Source organism: Acidiphilium sp. MT5 (genome assembly GCF_054767495.1).
Genome location: NZ_BAABMR010000014.1, coordinates 36,945 through 58,258 on the forward strand (window position 1 = coordinate 36,945; position 21,314 = coordinate 58,258).

At 58.2% G+C, this 21,314-nt stretch carries 20 protein-coding genes and 2 tRNA genes; all 22 read left to right on the forward strand.

The annotated features are described in order from the left end of the window. The first annotated feature begins 87 nt into the window (after positions 1 to 87). The 22 genes from clpP to ACYUCQ_RS14475 all read left to right on the forward strand — a co-directional run bounded on the left by clpP (position 88) and on the right by ACYUCQ_RS14475 (position 21,310). The gene (gene clpP / locus ACYUCQ_RS14370) at positions 88 to 744 is read left to right on the forward strand and encodes an ATP-dependent Clp endopeptidase proteolytic subunit ClpP (protein ID WP_460255242.1); all 657 of its coding nucleotides are present in this window, start codon (positions 88 to 90) and stop codon (positions 742 to 744) included. A gap of 126 nt (positions 745 to 870) precedes the next feature. After that, the gene (gene clpX / locus ACYUCQ_RS14375) at positions 871 to 2,127 is read left to right on the forward strand and encodes an ATP-dependent Clp protease ATP-binding subunit ClpX (RefSeq protein WP_460255243.1); all 1,257 of its coding nucleotides are present in this window, start codon (positions 871 to 873) and stop codon (positions 2,125 to 2,127) included. 192 nt (positions 2,128 to 2,319) lie between these two features. Continuing rightward, the gene (gene lon / locus ACYUCQ_RS14380) at positions 2,320 to 4,752 is read left to right on the forward strand and encodes an endopeptidase La (protein ID WP_460255244.1); all 2,433 of its coding nucleotides are present in this window, start codon (positions 2,320 to 2,322) and stop codon (positions 4,750 to 4,752) included. Positions 4,753 to 5,004: 252 nt separating this feature from the next. After that, positions 5,005 to 5,268 (forward strand): HU family DNA-binding protein, encoded by a 264-nt coding sequence (locus tag ACYUCQ_RS14385; RefSeq protein WP_460255245.1) that lies wholly within the window; start codon positions 5,005 to 5,007, stop codon positions 5,266 to 5,268. Positions 5,269 to 5,443: 175 nt separating this feature from the next. After that, positions 5,444 to 5,515 (forward strand) — tRNA-Val (locus ACYUCQ_RS14390). Positions 5,516 to 5,614: 99 nt separating this feature from the next. Then, positions 5,615 to 5,691: transfer RNA gene (locus tag ACYUCQ_RS14395), tRNA-Asp, on the forward strand. A 243-nt stretch (positions 5,692 to 5,934) separates the two neighbouring features. After that, positions 5,935 to 6,300 carry an NADH-quinone oxidoreductase subunit A gene (locus ACYUCQ_RS14400; RefSeq protein ID WP_460255246.1) on the forward strand — a complete coding sequence of 122 codons (366 nt, stop codon included), beginning with the start codon at positions 5,935 to 5,937 and terminating at the stop codon, positions 6,298 to 6,300. A 15-nt stretch (positions 6,301 to 6,315) separates the two neighbouring features. Continuing rightward, on the forward strand, positions 6,316 to 6,894 hold the full coding sequence (locus ACYUCQ_RS14405) for a NuoB/complex I 20 kDa subunit family protein (RefSeq protein ID WP_460255247.1): 579 nt from the start codon (positions 6,316 to 6,318) through the stop codon (positions 6,892 to 6,894). Positions 6,895 to 6,949: 55 nt separating this feature from the next. Continuing rightward, a complete protein-coding gene (locus tag ACYUCQ_RS14410; RefSeq protein ID WP_460255281.1) occupies positions 6,950 to 7,537 on the forward strand; it encodes an NADH-quinone oxidoreductase subunit C in 588 nt (195 codons plus the stop codon). Then, positions 7,534 to 8,736 carry an NADH-quinone oxidoreductase subunit D gene (locus ACYUCQ_RS14415; protein ID WP_460255248.1) on the forward strand — a complete coding sequence of 401 codons (1,203 nt, stop codon included), beginning with the start codon at positions 7,534 to 7,536 and terminating at the stop codon, positions 8,734 to 8,736. Before ACYUCQ_RS14410 ends, ACYUCQ_RS14415 begins: the two co-directional genes overlap by 4 nt. Continuing rightward, positions 8,733 to 9,353, forward strand: a complete 621-nt coding sequence (locus ACYUCQ_RS14420; protein ID WP_460255249.1) for a complex I 24 kDa subunit family protein — start codon at positions 8,733 to 8,735, stop codon at positions 9,351 to 9,353. The genes ACYUCQ_RS14415 and ACYUCQ_RS14420 overlap by 4 nt, the downstream gene beginning before the upstream one ends. Next, complete coding sequence (gene nuoF, locus ACYUCQ_RS14425) at positions 9,353 to 10,648, forward strand: NADH-quinone oxidoreductase subunit NuoF (RefSeq protein WP_460255250.1); 1,296 nt, start codon at positions 9,353 to 9,355, stop codon at positions 10,646 to 10,648. The genes ACYUCQ_RS14420 and nuoF overlap by 1 nt, the downstream gene beginning before the upstream one ends. 9 nt (positions 10,649 to 10,657) lie before the next feature. Next, entirely contained in the window at positions 10,658 to 11,044 is a 387-nt protein-coding gene (locus ACYUCQ_RS14430) for a pentapeptide repeat-containing protein (protein WP_460255251.1), read from the forward strand. Further along, positions 11,044 to 13,107 (forward strand): NADH-quinone oxidoreductase subunit NuoG, encoded by a 2,064-nt coding sequence (gene nuoG, locus ACYUCQ_RS14435; RefSeq protein WP_460255252.1) that lies wholly within the window; start codon positions 11,044 to 11,046, stop codon positions 13,105 to 13,107. Before ACYUCQ_RS14430 ends, nuoG begins: the two co-directional genes overlap by 1 nt. Before the next feature lie 4 nt (positions 13,108 to 13,111). Further along, positions 13,112 to 14,128, forward strand: a complete 1,017-nt coding sequence (gene nuoH / locus ACYUCQ_RS14440; protein WP_460255253.1) for an NADH-quinone oxidoreductase subunit NuoH — start codon at positions 13,112 to 13,114, stop codon at positions 14,126 to 14,128. 15 nt (positions 14,129 to 14,143) lie between these two features. Further along, a complete protein-coding gene (gene nuoI / locus ACYUCQ_RS14445) occupies positions 14,144 to 14,632 on the forward strand; it encodes an NADH-quinone oxidoreductase subunit NuoI (RefSeq protein WP_460255254.1) in 489 nt (162 codons plus the stop codon). A 24-nt stretch (positions 14,633 to 14,656) separates the two neighbouring features. Next, entirely contained in the window at positions 14,657 to 15,292 is a 636-nt protein-coding gene (locus ACYUCQ_RS14450; RefSeq protein WP_460255255.1) for an NADH-quinone oxidoreductase subunit J, read from the forward strand. Next, positions 15,289 to 15,600 (forward strand): NADH-quinone oxidoreductase subunit NuoK, encoded by a 312-nt coding sequence (gene nuoK / locus ACYUCQ_RS14455; protein ID WP_460255256.1) that lies wholly within the window; start codon positions 15,289 to 15,291, stop codon positions 15,598 to 15,600. The genes ACYUCQ_RS14450 and nuoK overlap by 4 nt, the downstream gene beginning before the upstream one ends. A 2-nt stretch (positions 15,601 to 15,602) precedes the next feature. After that, entirely contained in the window at positions 15,603 to 17,528 is a 1,926-nt protein-coding gene (gene nuoL, locus ACYUCQ_RS14460; RefSeq protein ID WP_460255257.1) for an NADH-quinone oxidoreductase subunit L, read from the forward strand. A gap of 10 nt (positions 17,529 to 17,538) precedes the next feature. Beyond that, positions 17,539 to 19,077 carry an NADH-quinone oxidoreductase subunit M gene (locus ACYUCQ_RS14465; protein WP_460255258.1) on the forward strand — a complete coding sequence of 513 codons (1,539 nt, stop codon included), beginning with the start codon at positions 17,539 to 17,541 and terminating at the stop codon, positions 19,075 to 19,077. Further along, positions 19,074 to 20,519 (forward strand): NADH-quinone oxidoreductase subunit NuoN, encoded by a 1,446-nt coding sequence (gene nuoN, locus ACYUCQ_RS14470; RefSeq protein WP_460255259.1) that lies wholly within the window; start codon positions 19,074 to 19,076, stop codon positions 20,517 to 20,519. The genes ACYUCQ_RS14465 and nuoN overlap by 4 nt, the downstream gene beginning before the upstream one ends. Beyond that, complete coding sequence (locus ACYUCQ_RS14475; protein WP_460255260.1) at positions 20,516 to 21,310, forward strand: biotin--[acetyl-CoA-carboxylase] ligase; 795 nt, start codon at positions 20,516 to 20,518, stop codon at positions 21,308 to 21,310. Before nuoN ends, ACYUCQ_RS14475 begins: the two co-directional genes overlap by 4 nt. Positions 21,311 to 21,314 lie beyond the last annotated feature (4 nt).

The window sequence follows — 21,314 nt, forward strand, 5'->3', positions numbered from 1 at the left end:
CATCGCTAAGTTAAGGGTGGCGCCGACAGTCTGAGCCTTGCTGATGCGGGGATGGTCGGGTGGTCGGGCTGAGCAAAAGGAATGACGATGATGGATCGGGATCCGGTCGATATCTATATGAACAACCTGGTGCCGATGGTGGTCGAGCAGACCGCGCGGGGCGAGCGCTCTTATGATATTTATTCGCGCCTGTTGAAGGAGCGGATTATTTTTTTGACCGGGCCGGTTTATGATCAGGTCGGTTCGTTGATTGCGGCGCAATTGCTGTTCTTGGAGAGCGAGAATCCGACCAAGGATATTGCGTTTTATATCAATAGTCCGGGCGGTGTGGTGTCGGCGGGTCTCGCGATTTACGACACGATGCAATATATCCGCAGCCCGGTTTCGACCGTGTGTATCGGCCAAGCGGCGTCGATGGGCAGCTTGCTGCTGGCCGCCGGCGAGAAGGGCAAGCGATTCGCGCTGCCGAATGCACGGATCATGGTGCATCAGCCTTCGGGCGGGGCGCAGGGTCAGGCGGCTGATATCGAAATTCAGGCGCGGGAAATCCTCACGCTGCGGCGCCGGTTGAACGATATTTATGTGGCGCATACCGGGCAGACCTTGGAAACGATTGAGACGGCGTTGGAGCGCGACCGGTTCATGTCGGCGGCGGAAGCGCAGAGTTTCGGCATTGTCGATGAGGTGGTCTTGCGCAATCCGGCTTCGGCACCCGAGCCGAAGGCGAAAGAACCTGTAGCGTAGCCGAAGGCGAGAGAACCTGAGGTTTAGGCGGGATTGATAATCGGTGCTTGTGCGATTTTGCACCCGGGTCTAGGTTTGGCAAAGTGATATGGCGCGCCCGATGGGGGGTGCGCCGCGGGAGCTTGTATGAGCAGTAAGTCCGGAGAGTCGAAGAATACCTTATATTGCTCGTTCTGCGGCAAGTCGCAGCACGAGGTGCGCAAGCTCATTGCCGGGCCGACCGTGTTCATTTGCGATGAATGCGTTGAGTTATGCATGGATATCATCCGCGAGGAGCACCGGACGCATCTGGTGAAGTCGCGCGATGGCGTGCCGACGCCGCGCGAGATTTGCAAGGTTCTGGATGATTATGTGATCGGCCAGGCGCAGGCGAAGAAGGTGCTGAGCGTTGCGGTGCATAATCACTATAAGCGCCTCGCCCATGCGCAGAAGAATAACGATATCGAGATCGCGAAGTCGAATATTTTGCTGCTCGGGCCGACCGGGTCGGGCAAGACCTTGCTCGCGCAGACCTTGGCGCGGATCATCGATGTGCCGTTCACCATGGCGGATGCGACGACGCTGACCGAGGCGGGGTATGTTGGTGAGGATGTCGAGAATATTATCCTGAAATTGCTGCAGGCGGCAGATTATAATGTCGAGCGGGCGCAGCGCGGGATTGTGTATATCGACGAGGTGGACAAGATTTCACGTAAATCGGATAATCCCTCGATCACGCGGGATGTGTCGGGCGAGGGCGTGCAGCAGGCCTTGCTGAAAATTATGGAAGGCACGGTCGCTTCGGTGCCGCCGCAGGGCGGGCGCAAGCATCCGCAGCAGGAATTTTTGCAGGTCGATACCACCAATATCCTGTTTATTTGTGGCGGGGCGTTTTCGGGGCTGGAGCGCATTATCACCCAGCGCGGCAAAGGCTCAGGCATGGGATTTGGCGCGGAAGTGCGTAGTGCCGAAGAGCGCCGGACGGGCGAGGTGTTGCGCGCGGTGGAGCCGGAGGATTTGCTGAAATTCGGGTTGATCCCGGAATTTATTGGCCGTTTGCCGGTGGTGGCGACGCTAGATGATTTGGATGAGGCTGCGCTGATCGAGATTTTGACCAAGCCGAAAAATGCTTTGGTCAAGCAATATGCGCGGCTGTTCGAGATGGAGGGGGTAAAACTCAACTTCACCGAGGATGCGCTGAAAGTGGTGTCCGCGCGGGCAATTCAGCGCAAGACCGGGGCGCGTGGCTTGCGCTCGATCATGGAGCAGATTTTGATCAATACAATGTTCGATCTGCCGGGGCTCGATGGGGTTGAGGAGGTGGTGATCAATGGTGAGATCGCCGAAGGCCGCGGGTCGCCGCTATTTCTCTACGGCAAAGAACGGGCTGGCGCGGGGTCGTAGCCCCAGCCCGAGCTTTAGCCCTATCGGTAGCCGTAGCCCTGGCCGCGCATTGCTGACATCCATCGCGCGCAGCTTGGGGCGGGGCGTTGCCAGGACCGTGGATCGATCCCATATCGCGATCGTGGCCGGTTGTCCGGCACTGCGTGCCGTGCCGAAATCGGGCGGGGCGTATCGCTCTGGAAAGGTAAAATAATGTCTGAACCCACGCGTAAGTCGAAGTCCAAAATCGTGGCACCGCCATCGGGCGATTCGTTCCCGGTGCTGCCGCTGCGCGATATCGTGGTGTTTCCGCATATGATTGTGCCGCTCTTTGTCGGGCGGGAAAAATCGGTGCGGGCCCTGGAAGGGGTGATGAAGGAAGACAAGCAGGTTTTGCTGGTCGCGCAGAAAAATGCCCAGCAGGATGATCCGTCGAGCGCCGATATTTATGATGTCGGCACGATTTCGACGGTTCTGCAATTATTGAAGCTGCCCGATGGCACGGTGAAAGTGCTGGTCGAGGGCGTGCAGCGGGCGCGGCTGACCGGCTTCAAGGAAGTCGATAGCCATTTCGAGGCATTTGCCGAGCCGATGCAAGATGGCGGCTTGGAGGCTGACGAGCTGGAGGGGCTGGCGCGCAGCGTGGTCGGGCAGTTTGAGCAATATATCAAGCTGAACAAGAAAATCGCGCCGGAAGTGCTGGTGTCGGTCAATCAGATCGATGATCCCTCGAAGCTGGCCGATACGGTGGCGAGCCATTTGGGGCTGAAAATCGCTGATAAGCAGGAATTGCTCGGGCTGGTTTCGGTCGCAGAGCGGTTGGAGCGGGTTTTCGCCCATATGGAATCGGAAATCGGCGTGCTGCAGGTGGAAAAGCGAATCCGCAGCCGGGTCAAGCGGCAGATGGAGAAGACCCAGCGCGAATATTATTTGAACGAGCAGCTCAAAGCGATCCAGAAAGAGCTTGGCGAGGGTGAGGATGGGCGTGATGAGAACGCTGAGCTTGAGGAGAAGATAAAATCCACCAAGCTGAGCAAGGAAGCGCGCGATAAGGCGGTGGCGGAGCTGAAAAAGCTCAAGACCATGAGCCCGATGAGTGCCGAAGCGACGGTGGTGCGCAATTATCTGGATTGGCTGCTGGGGATTCCCTGGAAAAAACGTAGCAAAATCAAGAATGATGTGATTGCCGCCGAGGCGGTGCTGAATGCTGATCATTTTGCGCTGGACAAGGTGAAAGAGCGGATCACCGAGTATTTGGCGGTGCAGGCGCGCAGCCCGAAACTGCGCGGGCCGATTTTATGTCTGGTCGGGCCGCCGGGTGTCGGCAAGACCTCGCTGGGCAAGTCGATCGCGAAGGCGACCGGGCGGAATTTCGTGCGGATGTCACTGGGCGGGGTGCGCGATGAGGCCGAGATCAGGGGTCATCGGCGGACCTATATCGGCTCGATGCCGGGCAAGGTGATCCAGGGGATGAAGAAGGCGAAAACCTCTAATCCGCTGTTTTTGCTCGATGAAATCGACAAATTGGGGGCCGATTGGCGCGGTGATCCAACCTCGGCGCTGCTGGAGGTGCTCGATCCGGAGCAGAATAGCAGCTTCAATGATCATTATCTCGAAGTGGATTATGATTTGTCGGATGTGATGTTCGTGACCACCGCGAACAGCCTGAACATGCCGCAGCCTTTGCTGGATCGCATGGAGATCATTCGGATTCCTGGCTATACCGAGGATGAGAAGATTGAAATTTCCAAGCGGCATTTGATGCGCAAGCAGGCCGAAGCGCATGGGCTGAAGCCGGGCGAGTGGACCGTGTCCGACGAGGCGCTGCGCGAGCTGGTGCGCACCTATACGCGTGAGGCCGGGGTGCGCAATTTGGAGCGCGAGCTGGCGAATTTGGCGCGCAAGGCGGTGAAGGAGATTGTCACCAAAAAAGTCGCCAAAGTTGCGGTGACGGTGAAGAATCTGGAGAAATTTGCCGGCGTGCCGCGCTTCCGCTTCGGTGAGACCGAGGCCGAGGACATGGTGGGTGTGGTGACGGGTCTGGCTTGGACCGAAGTGGGCGGGGAAATCCTGACCATTGAGAGCGTGTTGCTGCCGGGCAAGGGCACGATCAAGCATACTGGCAAGCTCGGTGATGTGATGCAGGAGAGTGTGGCGGCGGCATTGTCCTATGTGCGGTCGCGCGCGATCCAGTTCGGCATCAAGCCGACCTTGTTCGAGAAGCGCGATATCCATGTGCATGTGCCCGAAGGGGCGACGCCGAAGGATGGCCCGTCGGCGGGGATTGCGATGGCGACGTCAATCGTCTCGGTGCTCTCGGGGATACCGGTGCGGCGCGATATTGCGATGACCGGTGAGATTACGCTGCGCGGGCGGGTGCTGCCGATTGGCGGGTTGAAGGAGAAGCTGCTGGCGGCGTTGCGGGCGGGGATTCGCACCGTGCTGATCCCCAAGGACAATGAGAAGGATCTGGCGGAAATTCCCGATAATGTGAAAGCCGGGCTGGAGATTATTCCGGTGGCCAATGTCGATCAGGTGATTGCCCGCGCCTTGGTGCGCGAGCCGGAGCCGATTGCCTGGGAAGAGCCGGCGGATGATGTGCCGGCGCGGGTGGTGACGGCTGAGGTGCCGGTGTTGCCGCACTGACCGGGCGCACGGACGCTTGAATGTGGGCTTTGGATGGGGCTCTGGCGGTGGCGACACCGTCAGAGCCTTATTTTTTGAGGCGATTTGGGCGATTTGGCGTGCGAGCGGGGCAGAAATTGGCGCGGTTGCGTTGACGAGAGGAAATCGGGGCCTCTAGTGTGCGGCGGTTGCCGGGGCTCGATTCGGATCGCCTGATGCGGTTGGGGTTGGCTCGCGGCTTCGCAATTATTGGGAGACAGCCCTGTGAATAAAATGGACCTCGTGGCCGAAGTGGCGGAAGCTTCGGATTTGACCAAGGCGAAGGCGACGGAAGTCGTCGACGCGGTATTCGCGGCGATCGAAGGCGCGCTGAAGGCGAAGCAGGAAGTGCGGCTGGTTGGCTTTGGCACCTTCGTGACCGCGACGCGCAAGGCTGGCACGGGGCGCAACCCGCGCACCGGCGAGACAATCAAGATCGCCGAGTCGAGCTCGGTTCGGTTTAAGCCGGGCAAGAGCTTGAAGGACGCGGTGAACTAGAGCAACATCCGACCAGATCGACTCTTCTGATCGGATAAAGTTGCTCGCCAAAACAATGAGCTAGAGCATTGTCGGTGAGCCTAGGCGAACGGAAAATGCTCTAAGCACGCGGCGCGTTTTCATCCGAACGGGTTGGATCGGCTGATCTGATCTCTTCGGATGTCGCGGTGTTGAGGGGCGGTTAGCTCAGCGGTAGAGCGTCTCGTTTACACCGAGAGGGTCGGCGGTTCGAAACCGTCACCGCCCATTCTGCTTTCGCGATCACGATCCGCTTTTCCCGGTTTGGCCCTGCTTGACGGGGCTTGGGGGGCGGGATACTAGCCTGTCCATCGCGCTTCGATATTGCGCGGGTGTAGCTCAGTTGGTTAGAGCGCCGGCCTGTCACGCCGGAGGTCGCGGGTTCGAGCCCCGTCACTCGCGCCATCGGATCACGATGTTGGCTCTCTGGGATGGGTGATCTGTTCAGGGTCATGGCGGTGGCGCCGCAGAGAGAGAAAGATGCGGTGAGGGGGATGCTTTCATTAAGCTTGACGCGAGCTTGGTGTTGCACAAATTCCAAGAAGCACGAATTGACGGTTGATCGCATAAGTTTGATGTGATTACGTTACGGATGATGCCTGGGGCGCTTGGCCTGAGACGACCCGTGTTTGGAAAGGATGAAGTCCGATGCAACCGGTTTTATCGCATTACTTCCCGATTTTGGTATTTTTGGGGCTGGCGGCGCTGATTGGCGTGGCGTTTGTGTTCGGCTCGCTCTTGGCCGCGAAGCAGCATCCTTATGCCGATAAATTGAGCGCCTATGAGTGCGGCTTTCCTGCCTTTGATGATGCGCGCCGGCGGTTTGATGTGCGCTATTATCTGGTGGCGATTTTGTTCATCATTTTCGATGTTGAGATTACGTTTTTGTTTCCCTGGGCGGTCAGTTTGGGGCGGATTGGCATGCTTGGTTTCTGGTCGATGATCGGGTTTCTGGCGCTGCTGACGGTTGGGTTTATCTATGAGTGGCGTAAGGGGGCCCTCGATTGGGCTTGAGGGGTGCGCGCGGCAATGGCGGGATCAGAGGCGGTGACAAAAATGCAGAATGCGGAAATTGCCTGGAACCAAGGTTTACTGGCGCCGGGGGCTGAGCAGGATGCGGTGATCCGTGGGATCACGGGTGAGATTGCCGGCAAGGGGTTTGTTGTCGCGAATTTGGACAAGATGGTGAATTGGGCGCGCACCGGCAGCTTGTGGCCAATGACGTTTGGCCTTGCGTGCTGTGCGGTGGAAATGATCCATGCCTATATGCCGCGCTGGGATTTGGACCGGTTTGGGATTATTCCGCGCAATTCGCCCCGGCAGAGCGATGTGATGATTGTGGCGGGGACGCTGACCAACAAAATGGCGCCGGCGCTGCGGCGGGTTTATGATCAGATGCCAGAGCCGCGCTGGGTGATTTCGATGGGTAGCTGCGCCAATGGCGGCGGCTATTATCATTTTTCCTACTCGGTGGTGCGCGGCTGCGACCGGATTGTGCCGGTTGATATTTACGTGCCGGGCTGCCCGCCGACGGCGGAGGCTTTGGTGTACGGGATTTTGCAATTGCAGAAAAAAATTCGCCGCACCGGGACGATTGCCCGTGGCTGAGCAGGACCAGCAGGACCAGCAGGACGCGGCGGGCGCGCCGGTTGCGGAGGCGGCGCTGGTTGATAGGTTTGCCGCTGATTTAACGGCACTGCCTGGCGTGGTTTCGGTGTTCTGGCAGGGGGCGGAGCGGGTTGTGCAGGTTGAGCGCGCTTCGTTGGCGCTGGTCATGCAGGCGCTGCGCGATGATGAGCGCTTTGCGTTTCAGCAATGTATGGATGTGTGCGGGGTTGATTGGCCACAGCGCGGCGAGCGGTTTGATGTGGTGTATCAGCTTTTGTCGCTGACCCGGAATGATCGGTTACGGGTGATCACCACCACCGATGAGAGCCAGCCAGTGCCGAGTGTGAGTGCGATTTGGCCAGGGGCGGCTTGGTGGGAGCGCGAGGTTTGGGATTTGTTTGGTGTGCAGTTTGACGGGTTGGCCGATCATCGGCGGATCATGTCTGATTATGGGTTTGAGGGGCATCCGCTGCGCAAGGATTTTCCGCTGACCGGGCATGTCGAGCTGCGTTATGATGCGGATGAGCAGCGGGTGGTTTATGATCATGTTGTGCTGGCGCAGGAATTTCGCCATTTCGACTTCCTCTCGCCATGGGAAGCAATGACGACCTTGCCGGGCGATGAGAAGGCGAGCGCGCCATGAGTGATGTTGTGGGCGATGGGTTGGGGCTGGTGAAAGCCGAGCGTCACACGATTAATTTGGGGCCGCAGCACCCCGCGACGCATGGCGTGTTGCGTCTGGTGCTTGAGATGGATGGCGAGACGGTGGAGCGGGCCGATCCGCATATCGGCTTGCTGCATCGTGGCACGGAAAAGCTGATTGAATTCAAATCCTATATGCAGGCCGTGCCGTATTTTGATCGGCTCGATTATGTTTCGCCGATGTGTTGCGAGCATGCGTTTGCGCTGGCAACCGAGACCTTGCTGGGTGTTCGGGTGCCGGACCGCGCGCAGTGGATCCGGGTGTTGTTTGCCGAGATCAGCCGGGTGCTTAATCATTTGCTGACTGTTGTGCATTTGGCGCTGGATATTGGTGCGCAATCGCCGAGCTTGTGGGGCTATGAGGAGCGCGAAAAGCTGCTCACGTTCCATGAGGCGGCGTCTGGCGCGCGGTTCCATGCCAATTATTTTCGGCCGGGCGGGGTGGCGAAGGATTTGCCCGTGGGCCTCGCTGACGATATTTGGGCGTGGAGCGAAACATTTCCGAAATTCCTGGATGATTTGGAAAATCTGTTGAACGATAACCGGATTTTCCGGCAACGCTTGGTCGATATCGGGGTGATTTCAGCGCAGGACGCGCTTGGTATGGGATTTTCCGGGCCGAATTTGCGGGCTTCGGGTGTGGCGTGGGATTTGCGACGGGCGCGGCCTTACGACAAATACGCCGAGGTGGATTTCGAAATTCCGGTTGGTAAGCATGGCGATTGTTTTGATCGCTATTTGGTGCGCATCAACGAGATGCGGCAGAGTTGGAAAATCATCAGGCAAGCGCTGAAGAAAATGCCTGAAGGGCCGATCAAGGTGCAGGACCCTAAATTCACACCGCCCAAGCGCGCCGAGATGAAGCGCTCGATGGAGGCGATGATCCATCATTTCAAGCTCTACACCGAAGGGTATCACGTGCCGGCGGGTGCCACCTATACGGCGGTGGAAGCCCCGAAGGGCGAGTTTGGGGTTTATTTGGTCGCGGATGGCAGCAATCATCCGTATCGATGCAAAATTCGCCCGACGGGCTTTGCGCATTTGCAAGCCATTGAGATGATGACGAAGGGCCATATGCTGGCTGATGCGATCGCGATTCTGGGGTCGATCGATATTGTGTTTGGCGAGGTTGACCGATGAGTATGGATGCAAAACACGTGGATCAACCGAAAGAATTTGCGTTTGATCCGGTGAGCGAGGCGGCGATCCCGGCGATTATCGCGACCTATCCGCCGGGGCGACAGGCGAGTGCGGCGATGCCGCTGTTGGATTTAGCGCAGCGCCAAATGGCGCGGCTGACCGGCCATGCTTGGGTGCCGCGCGCGGCGATGGATGTGATCGCGGCCCGGCTGGGCGTGGCGCCGATCCGAATTTATGAAGTTGCAACATTTTACACGATGTTTCATCTGGCACCGGTGGCGCGGCATCATTTGCAGGTTTGCACCACCACCCCGTGCTGGTTGCGCGGATCGGATGCGGTGCACCAGGCGTGCAAGGTGGCGGCGCAGGCCAATCCGGATTTGTTCAGTGTTGAGGAAATGGAGTGTTTGGGCGCGTGCGTGAATGCGCCGGTTTTGATGATTAATGATGATCTCTATGAAGATTTGGACGGTGCGCGCACCGAGGCATTGTTAGCGGCGGTTAAGCAAGGTGAGGCCCCGCCTGCCGGTTCGCGCATCGGACGGCGGGGCTCTGCGCCGGAGGGCGGGCCGACCACTTTGTTTATGCTCGATGCGGCGGACGGAGCAACATCCTGATGTTGAGTGACAAGGACCGGATTTTTACCAATCTCTATGGGCTGCATGATTGGCGGCTGGCGGGTGCGCGGGCGCGCGGCGATTGGGATGGAACGGCGGCGATTTTGGCGCGCGGGCGCGATGCGATTATCGAAGAGGTAAAAGCCTCCGGGTTGCGCGGGCGCGGTGGGGCGGGGTTTCCGACCGGGATGAAATGGTCGTTTATGCCCAAGCAAAGCGATGGGCGGCCGAGTTACTTGGTGGTCAATGCTGACGAAAGTGAGCCGGGAACCTGCAAGGATCGGGATATTTTGCGCCATGATCCGCATAAATTGGTGGAAGGCTGCTTGATTGCTGGGTTTGCGATGGGCGCTAACACCGCGTTTATTTATATTCGTGGCGAGTTTTATAACGAGTATTTGCATCTGAAGGCCGCGATTGACGAGGCCTATGAGGCGGGGTTGCTGGGGCCAGATGCGTGTGGTTCGGGCTGGGCGTTTGACGTGCGCGTGCATCGCGGTGGCGGTGCCTATATTTGCGGCGAAGAATCAGCGCTCTTGGAAAGCATCGAGGGCAAGAAGGGGATGCCGCGGATGAAACCGCCATTCCCGGCGGCGATGGGGCTGTACGGATGCCCAACGACGGTGAATAATGTTGAATCGATTGCGGTGACGCCGACGATTTTGCGGCGCGGGGCTGATTGGTTTTCGGGTTTGGGCCGACCGAAAAATACCGGCACTAAGATTTTTTGCATCTCCGGCCATGTCAACCGGCCTTGCAATGTTGAGGAAGAGCTGGGAATCCCGCTGCGCGAACTGATTGATAAACATGCGGGTGGGGTGCGCGGCGGTTGGGATAATTTATTGGCGGTGATCCCGGGCGGATCATCCGTGCCGATGCTGCCAAAATCGGTGTGCGATACTGTGCTGATGGATTATGATAGCTTGCGGGATGTGCGCAGCGGCTTGGGTACGGCGGCGGTCATTGTGATGGATAAATCGACGGATTTGATCCGGGCGATTGCGCGACTTTCAGCATTCTATAAGCATGAAAGCTGTGGCCAATGCACGCCGTGCCGCGAGGGAACCGGGTGGATGATGCGGATGATGAACCGGTTGGTTGAGGGGTGTGCGGAGATTGCCGAGATTGATTTGTTAGAGCAAGTCACCCGGCAGGTGGAGGGCCATACAATTTGTGCGCTGGGGGATGCGGCGGCGTGGCCGATCCAGGGGTTGATGCGTCATTTTCGGCCGGTGGTCGAGCAGCGGATCAGAGATTATCAGGCGCGCACGGCGCCGCGTGTGGCGGCGGAATAGGGGCGGGCGATGAAACACGCTGACCTGACTGAGCCGGTTTGCATCAAGACATCCGATATTTCTGAGTCGCGGTTTACCCAGGTGCTGATGAATCGGGCGGCGTTTGAGGATGTAGGCCTTGTTTCATCATCGTTTGCCGATGTGAATTTGGCAGGGACGCAGTTTATCAGGGCGGATTTGTCCGGTGCCGTGTTCGATGATGCCTTGCTCGCGGGGGTAACGGTGCGTGATTGCAATATGTCTGGCGCCCGCATTGACGATGTTGCGCTGGCTGGTGCAGTCATTACCCGTGCGGATCTATCGGGCGTGCGGATCTCCAATTGTTCGATTGCGGGTTTGCATATTGATGGCGTGGATATCGATGCCCTGCTGAGCGCGCATCGGGAGCAAAAATAATGGCGAAGGTGACGGTTGACGGTATCGAAATCGAGGTGCCGAACACGTACAGCGTGTTGCAGGCGGCTGAAGCGGCGGGGCGCGAAATTCCCCGTTTTTGTTATCATGAGCGCCTCTCGGTCGCAGGCAATTGCCGGATGTGTTTGGTTGAGATTGAGAAAATGCCAAAACCGGTTGCGTCCTGTGGGCAGCCAGTGGGCGATGGTATGGTTATTTATACCGACAATGAAAAAATTCGCGCGGCGCGCCGCAATGTGATGGAATTGCTGCTGATCAATCATCCGCTGGATTGCCCGATTTGTGATCAGGGCGGTGAGTGTGATTTGCAGGATGAGGCGGTGGGGTATGGCCGTGGGCAGTCGCGCTATGAGGAACATAAGCGGGCCGTGCCGGATAAATATCTCGGTCCGCTGGTGAAAACGGTGATGACGCGCTGCATTCATTGCACGCGTTGTGTGCGGTTTTTGGCCGAGGTGGCGGGGGTGCCGGAATTAGGCGGGGTCTCGCGCGGTGAAACGATGGAGATCACCAACTATGTCGAACGGGCGCTGAGTTCGGAATTATCGGGCAATATTGTGGATATTTGCCCGGTTGGTGCTTTGACCTCCAAGCCCTATGCGTTTGTTGCGCGCACCTGGGAGCTGAGCAAAACCGACAGTATCGATGTGTTGGATGCGGTGGGTGCGAATATTCGGGTGGATACCAAGGGGGGTGCGGTGTTGCGGATTTTGCCGCGCCGCCATGATGGGGTGAATGAGGATTGGCTCGCCGATAAAGGACGTCACGCGCCGGTTGATGGGATCAAATATCGCCGGTTGGATCGGCCTTGGCTGCGGGTGAATGGCACGTTGCGCGAGGTGGGTTGGGACGAGGCGTTTGCGGCGATTGCGGCACGGATGCGCGGGATGGCGGGCGCGCGCATTGGCGCGATTGCCGGCGATCTTTGTGATGTTGAGAGCATGTTTTCGCTCAAGCGCCTGATGACTGCGCTGGGATCGGGTAATTTGGATTGCCGGCAGGATGGGGCGGCGCTGGATGCATCCCGCCGGGATTATTATCTATTCAATACGACGATTGCCGGGATTGATGAAATTGACGCGCTGCTCGTTATTGGGGCGGATATTCGGCGTGAGGCGCCGGTGTTGAATGCACGGATTCGCAGGCGTTGGATGGATTTGCCGAGCTTTGAGGCGGGTTTGATCGGCGCGCCGGTGGATTTGACCTATCCGGCGACCTGGCTTGGTGATGGCCCGGCGGCGTTGACGGCGCTGCTGGATGGTTCGCATGATTTCGCCAAGGTTCTGGCGGGCGCGAAAAATCCGGCTTTGATCCTGGGTCAATCGGCGCTTACCCGGTCGGATGGTGCTGCGGTGCTTGCGGCGTGCTGGCAGCTCGCGCGGCAATTCAACATGATCCGGCCTGATTGGCATGGTTTTAATGTGTTGCATCGCGCGGCGGCGCGGGTTGGTGGGCTGGATATTGGGTTTGTGCCGCAGTCTGGCGGGTTGGATGCGCGCGCGATGCTGGCCGGCGGGGTTGATCTGCTTTGGCTGCTCGGGGCGGATGAGATTGATGCGAAGACGGTTCCGGCCCATTGTTTCGTGGTCTATCAAGGCCATCACGGTGATGCCGGTGCGGCGCGGGCTGATGTGATTTTGCCGGGGGCAAGTTACCTGGAAAAGCCTGGGCTTTATGTGAATACCGAGGGGCGCGTGCAGGCGGCGGCGCAGGCGTGTTTTCCGCCGGGTGATGCGCGCGAGGATTGGACGATTTTGCGGGCGTTCAGCGATCATCTTGGCCATCGTTTAGGTTTTGATGATTTGGCTGGATTGCGGGCGCAATTATCGGAATCGCACCCGGTTTTTGCCGATATCGGAGGATGCCGACGCTTGGCGAGTTTGGATTTGACCGGGCCGGCGGGTGATCCTGCGTTGATGGGTGCGGAGGCGTTCGCGCGCCCGATGCCGGTTTATTATCAGACCGATCCGATCAGCCGGGCCAGCCCGACCATGGCGCGTTGTGTCGTGGAAATCGCGGCGCCAATGCCAGCGGCGGCGGAGTAGCATGATGGATACTGGATTTTTCGCAAGTGACATCGGGATTTTGATTTTGACACTGGCCAAGGCGGTGGTGTTGCTGGTGCCATTGTTAATTGGGGTTGCTTATTTAACCTATGCCGAGCGCAAGGTTTTGGCGGCAATCCAACTGCGACGCGGACCGAATGTGACGGGGCCGTTTGGGTTGGGGCAACCTTTTGCTGATGCGCTAAAAATGCTGTTCAAGGAAACCGTGATTCCTGCTGGGGCGAGCCGGGCGCTGTTTTTAGTGGCGCCGATGATCACATTTGGGCTGGCGATTTTGGCTTGGGCGGTGATTCCGGTGAATAATCACTGGGCTATCGCCAATATCAACGTTGGCATTTTATATCTATTCGCGATTTCCTCGCTCGGTGTGTATGGGGTGATCATCGCGGGGTGGGCCAGTAATTCGAAATTTGCGTTCTTGGGCGCGATGCGTAGTGCCGCGCAGATGATTAGTTATGAAGTATCGATCGGGATTGTTATTCTGACGGTGCTGGTCTGTGTGGGTAGTTTGAATTTGAATGCGATTGTGCTCGCGCAGCGCACGGTTTGGTTTGCGGTGCCGTTATTACCGATGCTGGTGGTGTTTTTCATCTCAGCGTTGGCGGAGACCAATCGGGCGCCGTTTGATTTGCCTGAAGGCGAGAGTGAGATTGTTGCAGGATTTTTTGTTGAATATAGTGCCATGAGTTTTGCGCTGTTTTTCCTGGGCGAATACGCCAACATGATTTTGATGAGCGCGCTGACCACGATTTTGTTTTTCGGGGGCTGGTTGCCGATTGCACCAATTGCGCCATTCACCTGGATACCCGGGCCGATCTGGTTCGTTGCGAAAGTGGCGATGGTGTTGTTTGTGTTCTTGTGGGTGCGTGCGACGTTGCCGCGTTTTCGCTATGACCAGCTAATGCAACTTGGCTGGAAAGTTTTTTTGCCGTTTTCACTGGTTTGGTTGGTGATCACGGCTGGCGCGCTCGAGGCGTTCGGGTGGTTGCCGCATGGTTGATCGGGAGAGACATTGATGGCGCGGCTTGATCGGTTCGCCCGGCAGGCGATTTTGGCAGAGATTGGCGCGGGGCTTTGGCTTACGCTACGTTATTTTTTTAAGCCAAAGGCGACGCTGAATTATCCATATGAAAAGAACCCGATCAGCACGCGGTTCAAGGGCGAGCACGCGTTGCGGCGCTATCCGAATGGTGAGGAGCGTTGCATTGCCTGCAAATTATGTGAGGCGGTATGCCCGGCGCAGGCGATTACGATTGAGGCGGAACCACGCGCTGATGGATCGCGGCGGACAACCCGTTATGATATCGACATGACGAAATGCATTTATTGTGGCTTGTGCGAAGAGGCCTGCCCGGTGGATGCGATTGTTGAGGGGCCGAATTTCGAATTCGCGACCGAGACGCGCGAGGAGCTGATGTATGACAAGCAGAAATTGCTGGCCAATGGCGACCGGTGGGAAAGCGAATTGGCCAAGCGGCTTGAGCTTGATGCGCCGTATCGGTGAGCGCAGAGAAAGGGTGAGCCGCGCATGATCGAGCAGATTTTCTTTTACATGTTTTCGGCAGTGCTGCTGGTTTCGGCCTGCATGGTGATTACGGCACGCAATCCGGTGCATTCGGTATTGTTTCTGATTTTGGCATTTTTGAATGCAGCGGCGTTGTTTGTGATGGCGGGGGCAGCGTTTCTCGCGATGGTGCTGGTGATTGTTTATGTCGGCGCGGTTGCGGTGTTGTTTTTGTTTGTGGTGATGATGCTGGATGTTGATTTTATTGCGTTACGCGAAGGGTTTCAGAAGTTTCTGCCGTTGGGTTTGACGGTTGGCTTTGTGTTGATGGCCGAGATTGGGTTGTCACTCGCGGGGTTTGAGGCGTCAGGCACGATGCGTTTGGCGGCGGCCACGCATCGGGTTGCCGGATTGTCCGATGCGGCGGCGATCGGGGATTTGTTATACACGCGCTATTTATATGTGTTTGAGCTGGCCGGCTTGTTGTTGGTGATTGCGATGATCGGGGCGATTGTGTTGACGCTGACCGAGGGGGTGCGACCCCGCCGGCAGGATTTAGCGCGCCAGCATGATCGCGCGATTGCCGATACGCTGAGCTTGGTCAAGCCGGTGATTGGCGCGGGTATCGCACCCTTGCCGGCGCGGGAGGATGTGCCATGAGTCATGGCAGCTTGAACGCGTATTTGGTGGTGGCGTCACTGCTTTTGGTGATCGGGATTTTCGGGATTTTTTTGAACCGGAAAAACGTGATCGTCATCATGATGTCGATCGAGTTGATTTTGCTGGCGGCGAATTTGAACTTCGTTGCGTTTTCATCAGCCTTGCACGATATGGTGGGGCAGATTTTCACGATGTTCGTGTTGGCCGTTGCGGCGGCGGAAGCGGCGATTGGGCTGGCGATTGTGGTAGTGTATTTCCGCAATCGTGGCTCGATTGAGGTTGACGACGTCACGTTGATGAAGGGCTGATCATGCTGCTCGAAATTGCCGTTTTTGCACCGTTACTGGGTTCCATTTTAACGGTTTTGCTGCGGGCGAGTGGTGCGCGTGCGGGGGCGGTGTGGTCGAGTGTGGCGTTGATGGCGGTTTCGGCGCTGGCGGCGGTCGCGGTGCTGGTGCGGCATTTGGTTGATCATGTGGCGATGCATGATGTGGCGCTGGGGGCGTGGATCCATGTGGGTCATTTCGTAACGCCGTGGAGTTTGCGTGAAGATACGCTATCGCTGGTGGTGGTGGTGATGGTGAGTGTGGTCTCCGCGCTGATCCATTTATATAGTGTGGGCTATATGGCGCATGACCGCACGATGCCGCGGTTTTTTGTTTATATCTCCGCGTTTACCTTCGCGATGTTGATGCTGGTGACAGCGAATAATTTGCTCCAGTTGTTTTTTGGCTGGGAAGGCGTTGGACTGTTTTCCTATTTGCTGATTGGGTATTGGTATGATCGGGCGTCAGCGAACGCCGCAGCGATCAAGGCGTTTGTGATGAACCGGGTGGGTGATCTCGCATTTTTGATCGGGATTGTGTTGATCTATGCGCAGTTTGGCTCGGTATCGTTTAATCAGATTTTTGCAGCGGTGCCGCAGATGGCATCGCATCATTATCGGTTGTTTGGCAGCGCGCTGCCGGTGCTCGATGTGATCGGCGTGCTGCTGTTCATCGGGGCGATGGGCAAATCGGCGCAGATTTTTCTTCACACCTGGCTCGCGGATGCGATGGAGGGGCCGACGCCGATTTCTGCCTTGATCCACGCGGCAACGATGGTGGCGGCGGGTGTTTACATGATCGTGCGGATGTCGCCGTTGATTTCGTCAGCGCCGGGGGCGATGGCGATGATCACGGTGATTGGTGGTTTCACGGCATTGTTCGCGGGCACGATTGGTTGTGTGCAGAATGACATCAAGCGGATCATTGCATATTCCACCTGTTCTCAATTGGGCTATATGTTTTTGGGCGCTGGGGTTGGTGCGGATCAGGCGGCGATTTTCCACATGGTGACCCATGCCATGTTTAAGGCGTTGCTGTTTCTGGCAGCCGGATCGGTGATTCACGCGCTGGCGGACGAGCAGGATGTGCGCAAAATGGGCGGGCTGTGGCGCAAAATGAAAATCACTTATGTCACCATGCTCATCGGTTCGCTCGCTCTGGCAGCCATTCCGCCGTTCGCTGGGTATTACTCCAAGGATGCGATTTTGGCGGCGGCGTTTGCCAATCACGGTGGGCCTGCGATGTTTGGCTGGGTTTGCGGTGTGCTCGGTGCCGGGCTGACCGCTTTTTATATTAGCCGGCTGATGATCTTGACCTTTCATGGTGCGCCGCGCGGGGATGCGGATGTTCATGCGCACGTGCATGAGAGCGGCTGGACGATGTTGGTGCCGCTGCTGGTGCTGGCGCTGGGGGCGAGTTTTGGCGGCATGCTGTTGGATCGGCCATTTGTCGGTGCGGGGAACGCGGCGTTTTGGGGCAGCAGCATTGTGCCGCCGGCCAGTATGGTATTGCAACTGAGTGTACCGGTGCCGGCCTGGGTGGCAGATTTGCCGTTATTGCTGGCGCTGGTTGGCTTTGGGGTTGCTTACGTCTTCTACGTGATCCGCCCGTCGATGCCGGTGGCGCTGGCGAAGGCGATGCCCGGTGCTTATCGGTTTTTGCTAAATAAATGGTATTTTGACGAGCTTTATGACTCGGTGTTCGTGCAACCCTCGAAGCGGCTGGCGCGGGTGATTTGGCGTGGCGCGGATGATCAGGTGATTGATGGCGTGCCCACCGGCTTGGCGCGTTGGACGACGGATTTTTCGGTGCAAATGGGGCGGGCGCAGAATGGCTCGCTCGCGGTCTATAGTTTCGTGATGCTGCTGGGCCTGTTGGTGTTGCTCAGTTTATTCTTGGTGGTGCGGTGAGGATGGATCGATGATAACTTTGATCGCCGCAGCGCCGATTTTGTCGTTGTTGATTTGGCTGCCTGTTATCGGTGCTTTGATTATCTTTGCGACCGGCGATGCCAGCGAGGCGAGTGCGCGCAGCGTGCGCTGGGTCGCGTTATGGACCAGCTTGGTTGAATTGGTGCTGGCGCTGGGCTTGCTCGCGGCGTTTGATCCGCGACGGGCGGGATTTCAGTTTGTCGAAAAACTCGCCTGGTTGCCGCAGGCCGGTGTGTCATATCATCTGGGCGTTGACGGGATTAGTTTGTTATTCGTGGTGATGAGCGCATTGCTCACCCCGATTGCGATTGTGGCAAGCTGGCGTGAGCCGCGACGGGTGCGGGCTTATATGGCGGCGTTTTTGTTGCTGGAAGCGCTCACCATCGGCATGTTCGAATCGCTTGATTTTCTGTTGTTCTATGTATTTTTCGAGGGCGTTTTGCTGCCGATGTATTTAATCATCGGCGTGTGGGGCGGCGAGCAGCGTGTGCGTGCCGCAGTGCGGTTTTTCTTGTTTACGTTGGCGGGCTCATTGCCGATGCTGCTGGCGTTGGTGTGGATGTGGCATCATGCCGGCACCACCGACATGGTGACGTTGATGCATACCCCGATTTCCGCAACCGCGCAGAATTGGTTGTTCATTGCGTTTTTGTTAGCGTTCGGGGTGAAGGCGGCGGTTTGGCCGCTGCATAGTTGGTTGCCGGATGCTTATGGCGAGGCGCCGGTTGCGGGCACGGTGATGCTGGCGGCGGTGCTGTCCAAAATGGGCAGTTACGGGTTTTTGCGGTTCAGCTTGCCAATGTTGCCGCAGGCAACGATGTATTTCGCGCCGCTGATGCTGGCGCTGGGGGTGATCGCGATCATTTATTTATCGTTCGCGGCCTTTGCGCAAACCGATATGAAACGCATGATCGCTTATTCCTCGGCGGCGCATATGGGCATGATTGTGGTTGGCATTTTTACCCTCACCGTCGAAGGGATTGAGGGCGCGTTGTTTCAGATGATTTCGCATGGCTTGGTGATTGCCGCATTATTTTTATGCGTGGGCGTGTTGCTCGCGCGGGGGCAGTCCCGCTTGCTTGAGCATCTGGGCGGGCTTGCGGTGCGGATGCCGGTTTTTGCCACGTTTTTGATGATTTTTGTGTTGGCCAATGTCGGGCTGCCGGGAACATCTGGCTTTGTGGGTGAGGTGTTGATCCTGGCCGGCGCGATCAAGGTGAATTTCTGGCTGGCGCTGCTGGCGGGGAGCGGCATGATCTTGAGCGTGATGTTTATGCTGGTGCTGGTGCGCCGGGTGCTGTTCGATCAGTCGCGCTCATCGGTTGCGCTGGCGCCGCCGGATGTTGGCGCGGGAGAATGGTTGATGTTAGCGCCGTTGGCGATGCTGGTGTTGGTGCTGGGTATCCATCCTGATGCGCTGACCGTGCCGTTTGATCGGGCGGTGCATGGATTGGTGCAGCAAACAGGCGGGGTTTTGGCGATGAAGGCGGATTTGCATCATCGGATGCTGGCGATGGTGTCACGATGAGCGCCGGGAGTGGGGTGATCATGTCGGTCCTGCCGGTGCTGTTCATCGGGCTGGGTGGCTTGGTGATGCTGTTGGCCGGGGTGCTGGCACGGCGCGATCATAGTTTCGCGATTACCGCCGCTGCGATTATTGTGCTGGCGCTGGCCGGGCGTTTGGTGTTCGTTGCGCCGGATGGGGTGGTGTTGCACGGTTTGCTGGTGACCAATGGGTTCACCCGCTTTGCCGATATTTTGGTGCTGCTGGGCGCGATTGGTGGGCTGGCCTTATCGATTGCGTATAATAAACGCACCGGGATCGGGCGGTTTGAATATCCGGTGCTGGTGCTGTTTGCGGTGGTGGGCATGATCGTGCTGGTGGGCGCGAATAATTTGCTCAGCCTATATGTCGGTTTTGAAATCCAATCGCTCGCCTTGTATGTGCTCGCTTCGTTTGCGCGCCACTCATTGCGCTCAAGCGAGGCGGGGCTGAAATATTTTGTGCTCGGGGCGCTCTCATCGGGGTTGCTGCTCTACGGTATTTCGCTGGTTTATGGTTTTGCCGGCACGACCGGCTTTGCCGGGATTGCGCGGGCATTCAGCGGCGATAACACCGCGATGATCGGCTCGACATTTGGGTTGGTGTTCGTGCTGGTTGGGCTGGCGTTCAAGATTTCGGCGGCACCGTTTCATATGTGGACGCCCGATGTCTATGAGGGCGCGCCCTCGGCGGTGACGGCGTTTTTCGCCACAGCGCCGAAAGTGGCGGTGATGGCGCTGCTGGCGCGGGTGCTGCTGGGGCCGTTTGGCGGCATGCTGGTCAATTGGCAGATGCTAGTGGAAATTCTCGCGGCGGCATCGATGATTGTTGGCGCGATTGGCGGTATGCGGCAGAATAATATCAAGCGCCTGATGGGATATTCGGCGATCGGGCAAATGGGTTACGTGCTGATGGGCTTGGCTGCGGGGAATCAAGCGGCTGTGCGCGGGGTGCTGATTTATCTGACCATCTATGTGGTGATGTCGCTTGGCGTGTTTGGCTGCATCGTCGCGATGAGCCGCAAGGGCCGCCCGGTTGAGCAGATTGGGGATTTGGCCGGTATGGCGGCGGAAGATCCGCGCTACGCGTTGGCGCTGGCGGTTTTTATGTGGGGTTTGGCCGGGATTCCGCCGCTCGCTGGGTTTTTCAGTAAGCTCTATGTGTTTCTGGCGGCGGTTCGCGCCGGGCTCGATGGGTTGGCGGTGATTGGTATCGTGACCAGCCTGATAGCGGCGGCCTATTATTTGCGCGTGATCAAAGTGATGTATTTCGACCGGGGCGAGCCTGGGTTTGATCAGCGCACGGTGGGGATGAACGCGGTGATTTACGCGAGCGCGGTAGCGACCGCTCTGTTCATTCTGATGCCAGCACCGATCACCGAGGCATCGACCTATGCGGCCCATGCGCTGATGAGCGCTGGTTTTTGACACGAGGCGCGCCGGTTCCCGGTGAGGGCGCGCCCGCTTGGCGCCCCGCTTGGTGCCCCGCTTGGCGCTCCGCTTGGCGCATTGAGCGGTTCACTGAAATTGGCTCCACCTCCGATATTTGTGCTGAGCGCGCGCGGGCGGGCGAGCCGGACGGGCTGGTGCTGTTGGCCGCGATGCAAACCGCCGGGCGTGGGCGATCGGGCCGGGCCTGGGCGTCGCCGGTGGGGAATCTATACATGTCAGTCTTGCTGCGCCCGGCCTGTCCGGCGGTGCAAGGCGGGCAGTTCGCGCTGTTGGCCGGGCTGTCGCTTGCCGAAGCGCTCGCGGCCTGTTGGGGCGAACCGCGCAAGATCGGCTTGAAATGGCCGAATGATGTGATGATCGGGTCAGCTAAGCTCGCCGGGGTGCTGCTCGATGCGTCGGTGGATGCAACGGGCATGATCGAATGGTTGGTCATGGGGTTCGGCGCCAATCTGGTCGCTGCCCCCGCCTTGGCGGGCCGGCCGACGATTGCGCTCGCGGACGTCGCGCCACCGCCTTTGCCCGAACCGGTCGCGCAGGCGCTGTTGGATCGGTTGGCGTTTTGGCGGGCGGATTTGGCGCGGGATGGCGGGGCGGCGCTGCGCGCGGCGTGGCTGGCGCGGGCGCATGTACCCGGCACCAGCTTGAGCGTGGATGGCGGGCGGCTGGTCGGCGCCTTCGAGGGGATTGACGCGGAGGGGAGTTTGCTGCTCCGCATGCCAGATGGTGCAGTGCAACGCGTGCGCAGCGGGGATGTCGGATTACCGTGACGCG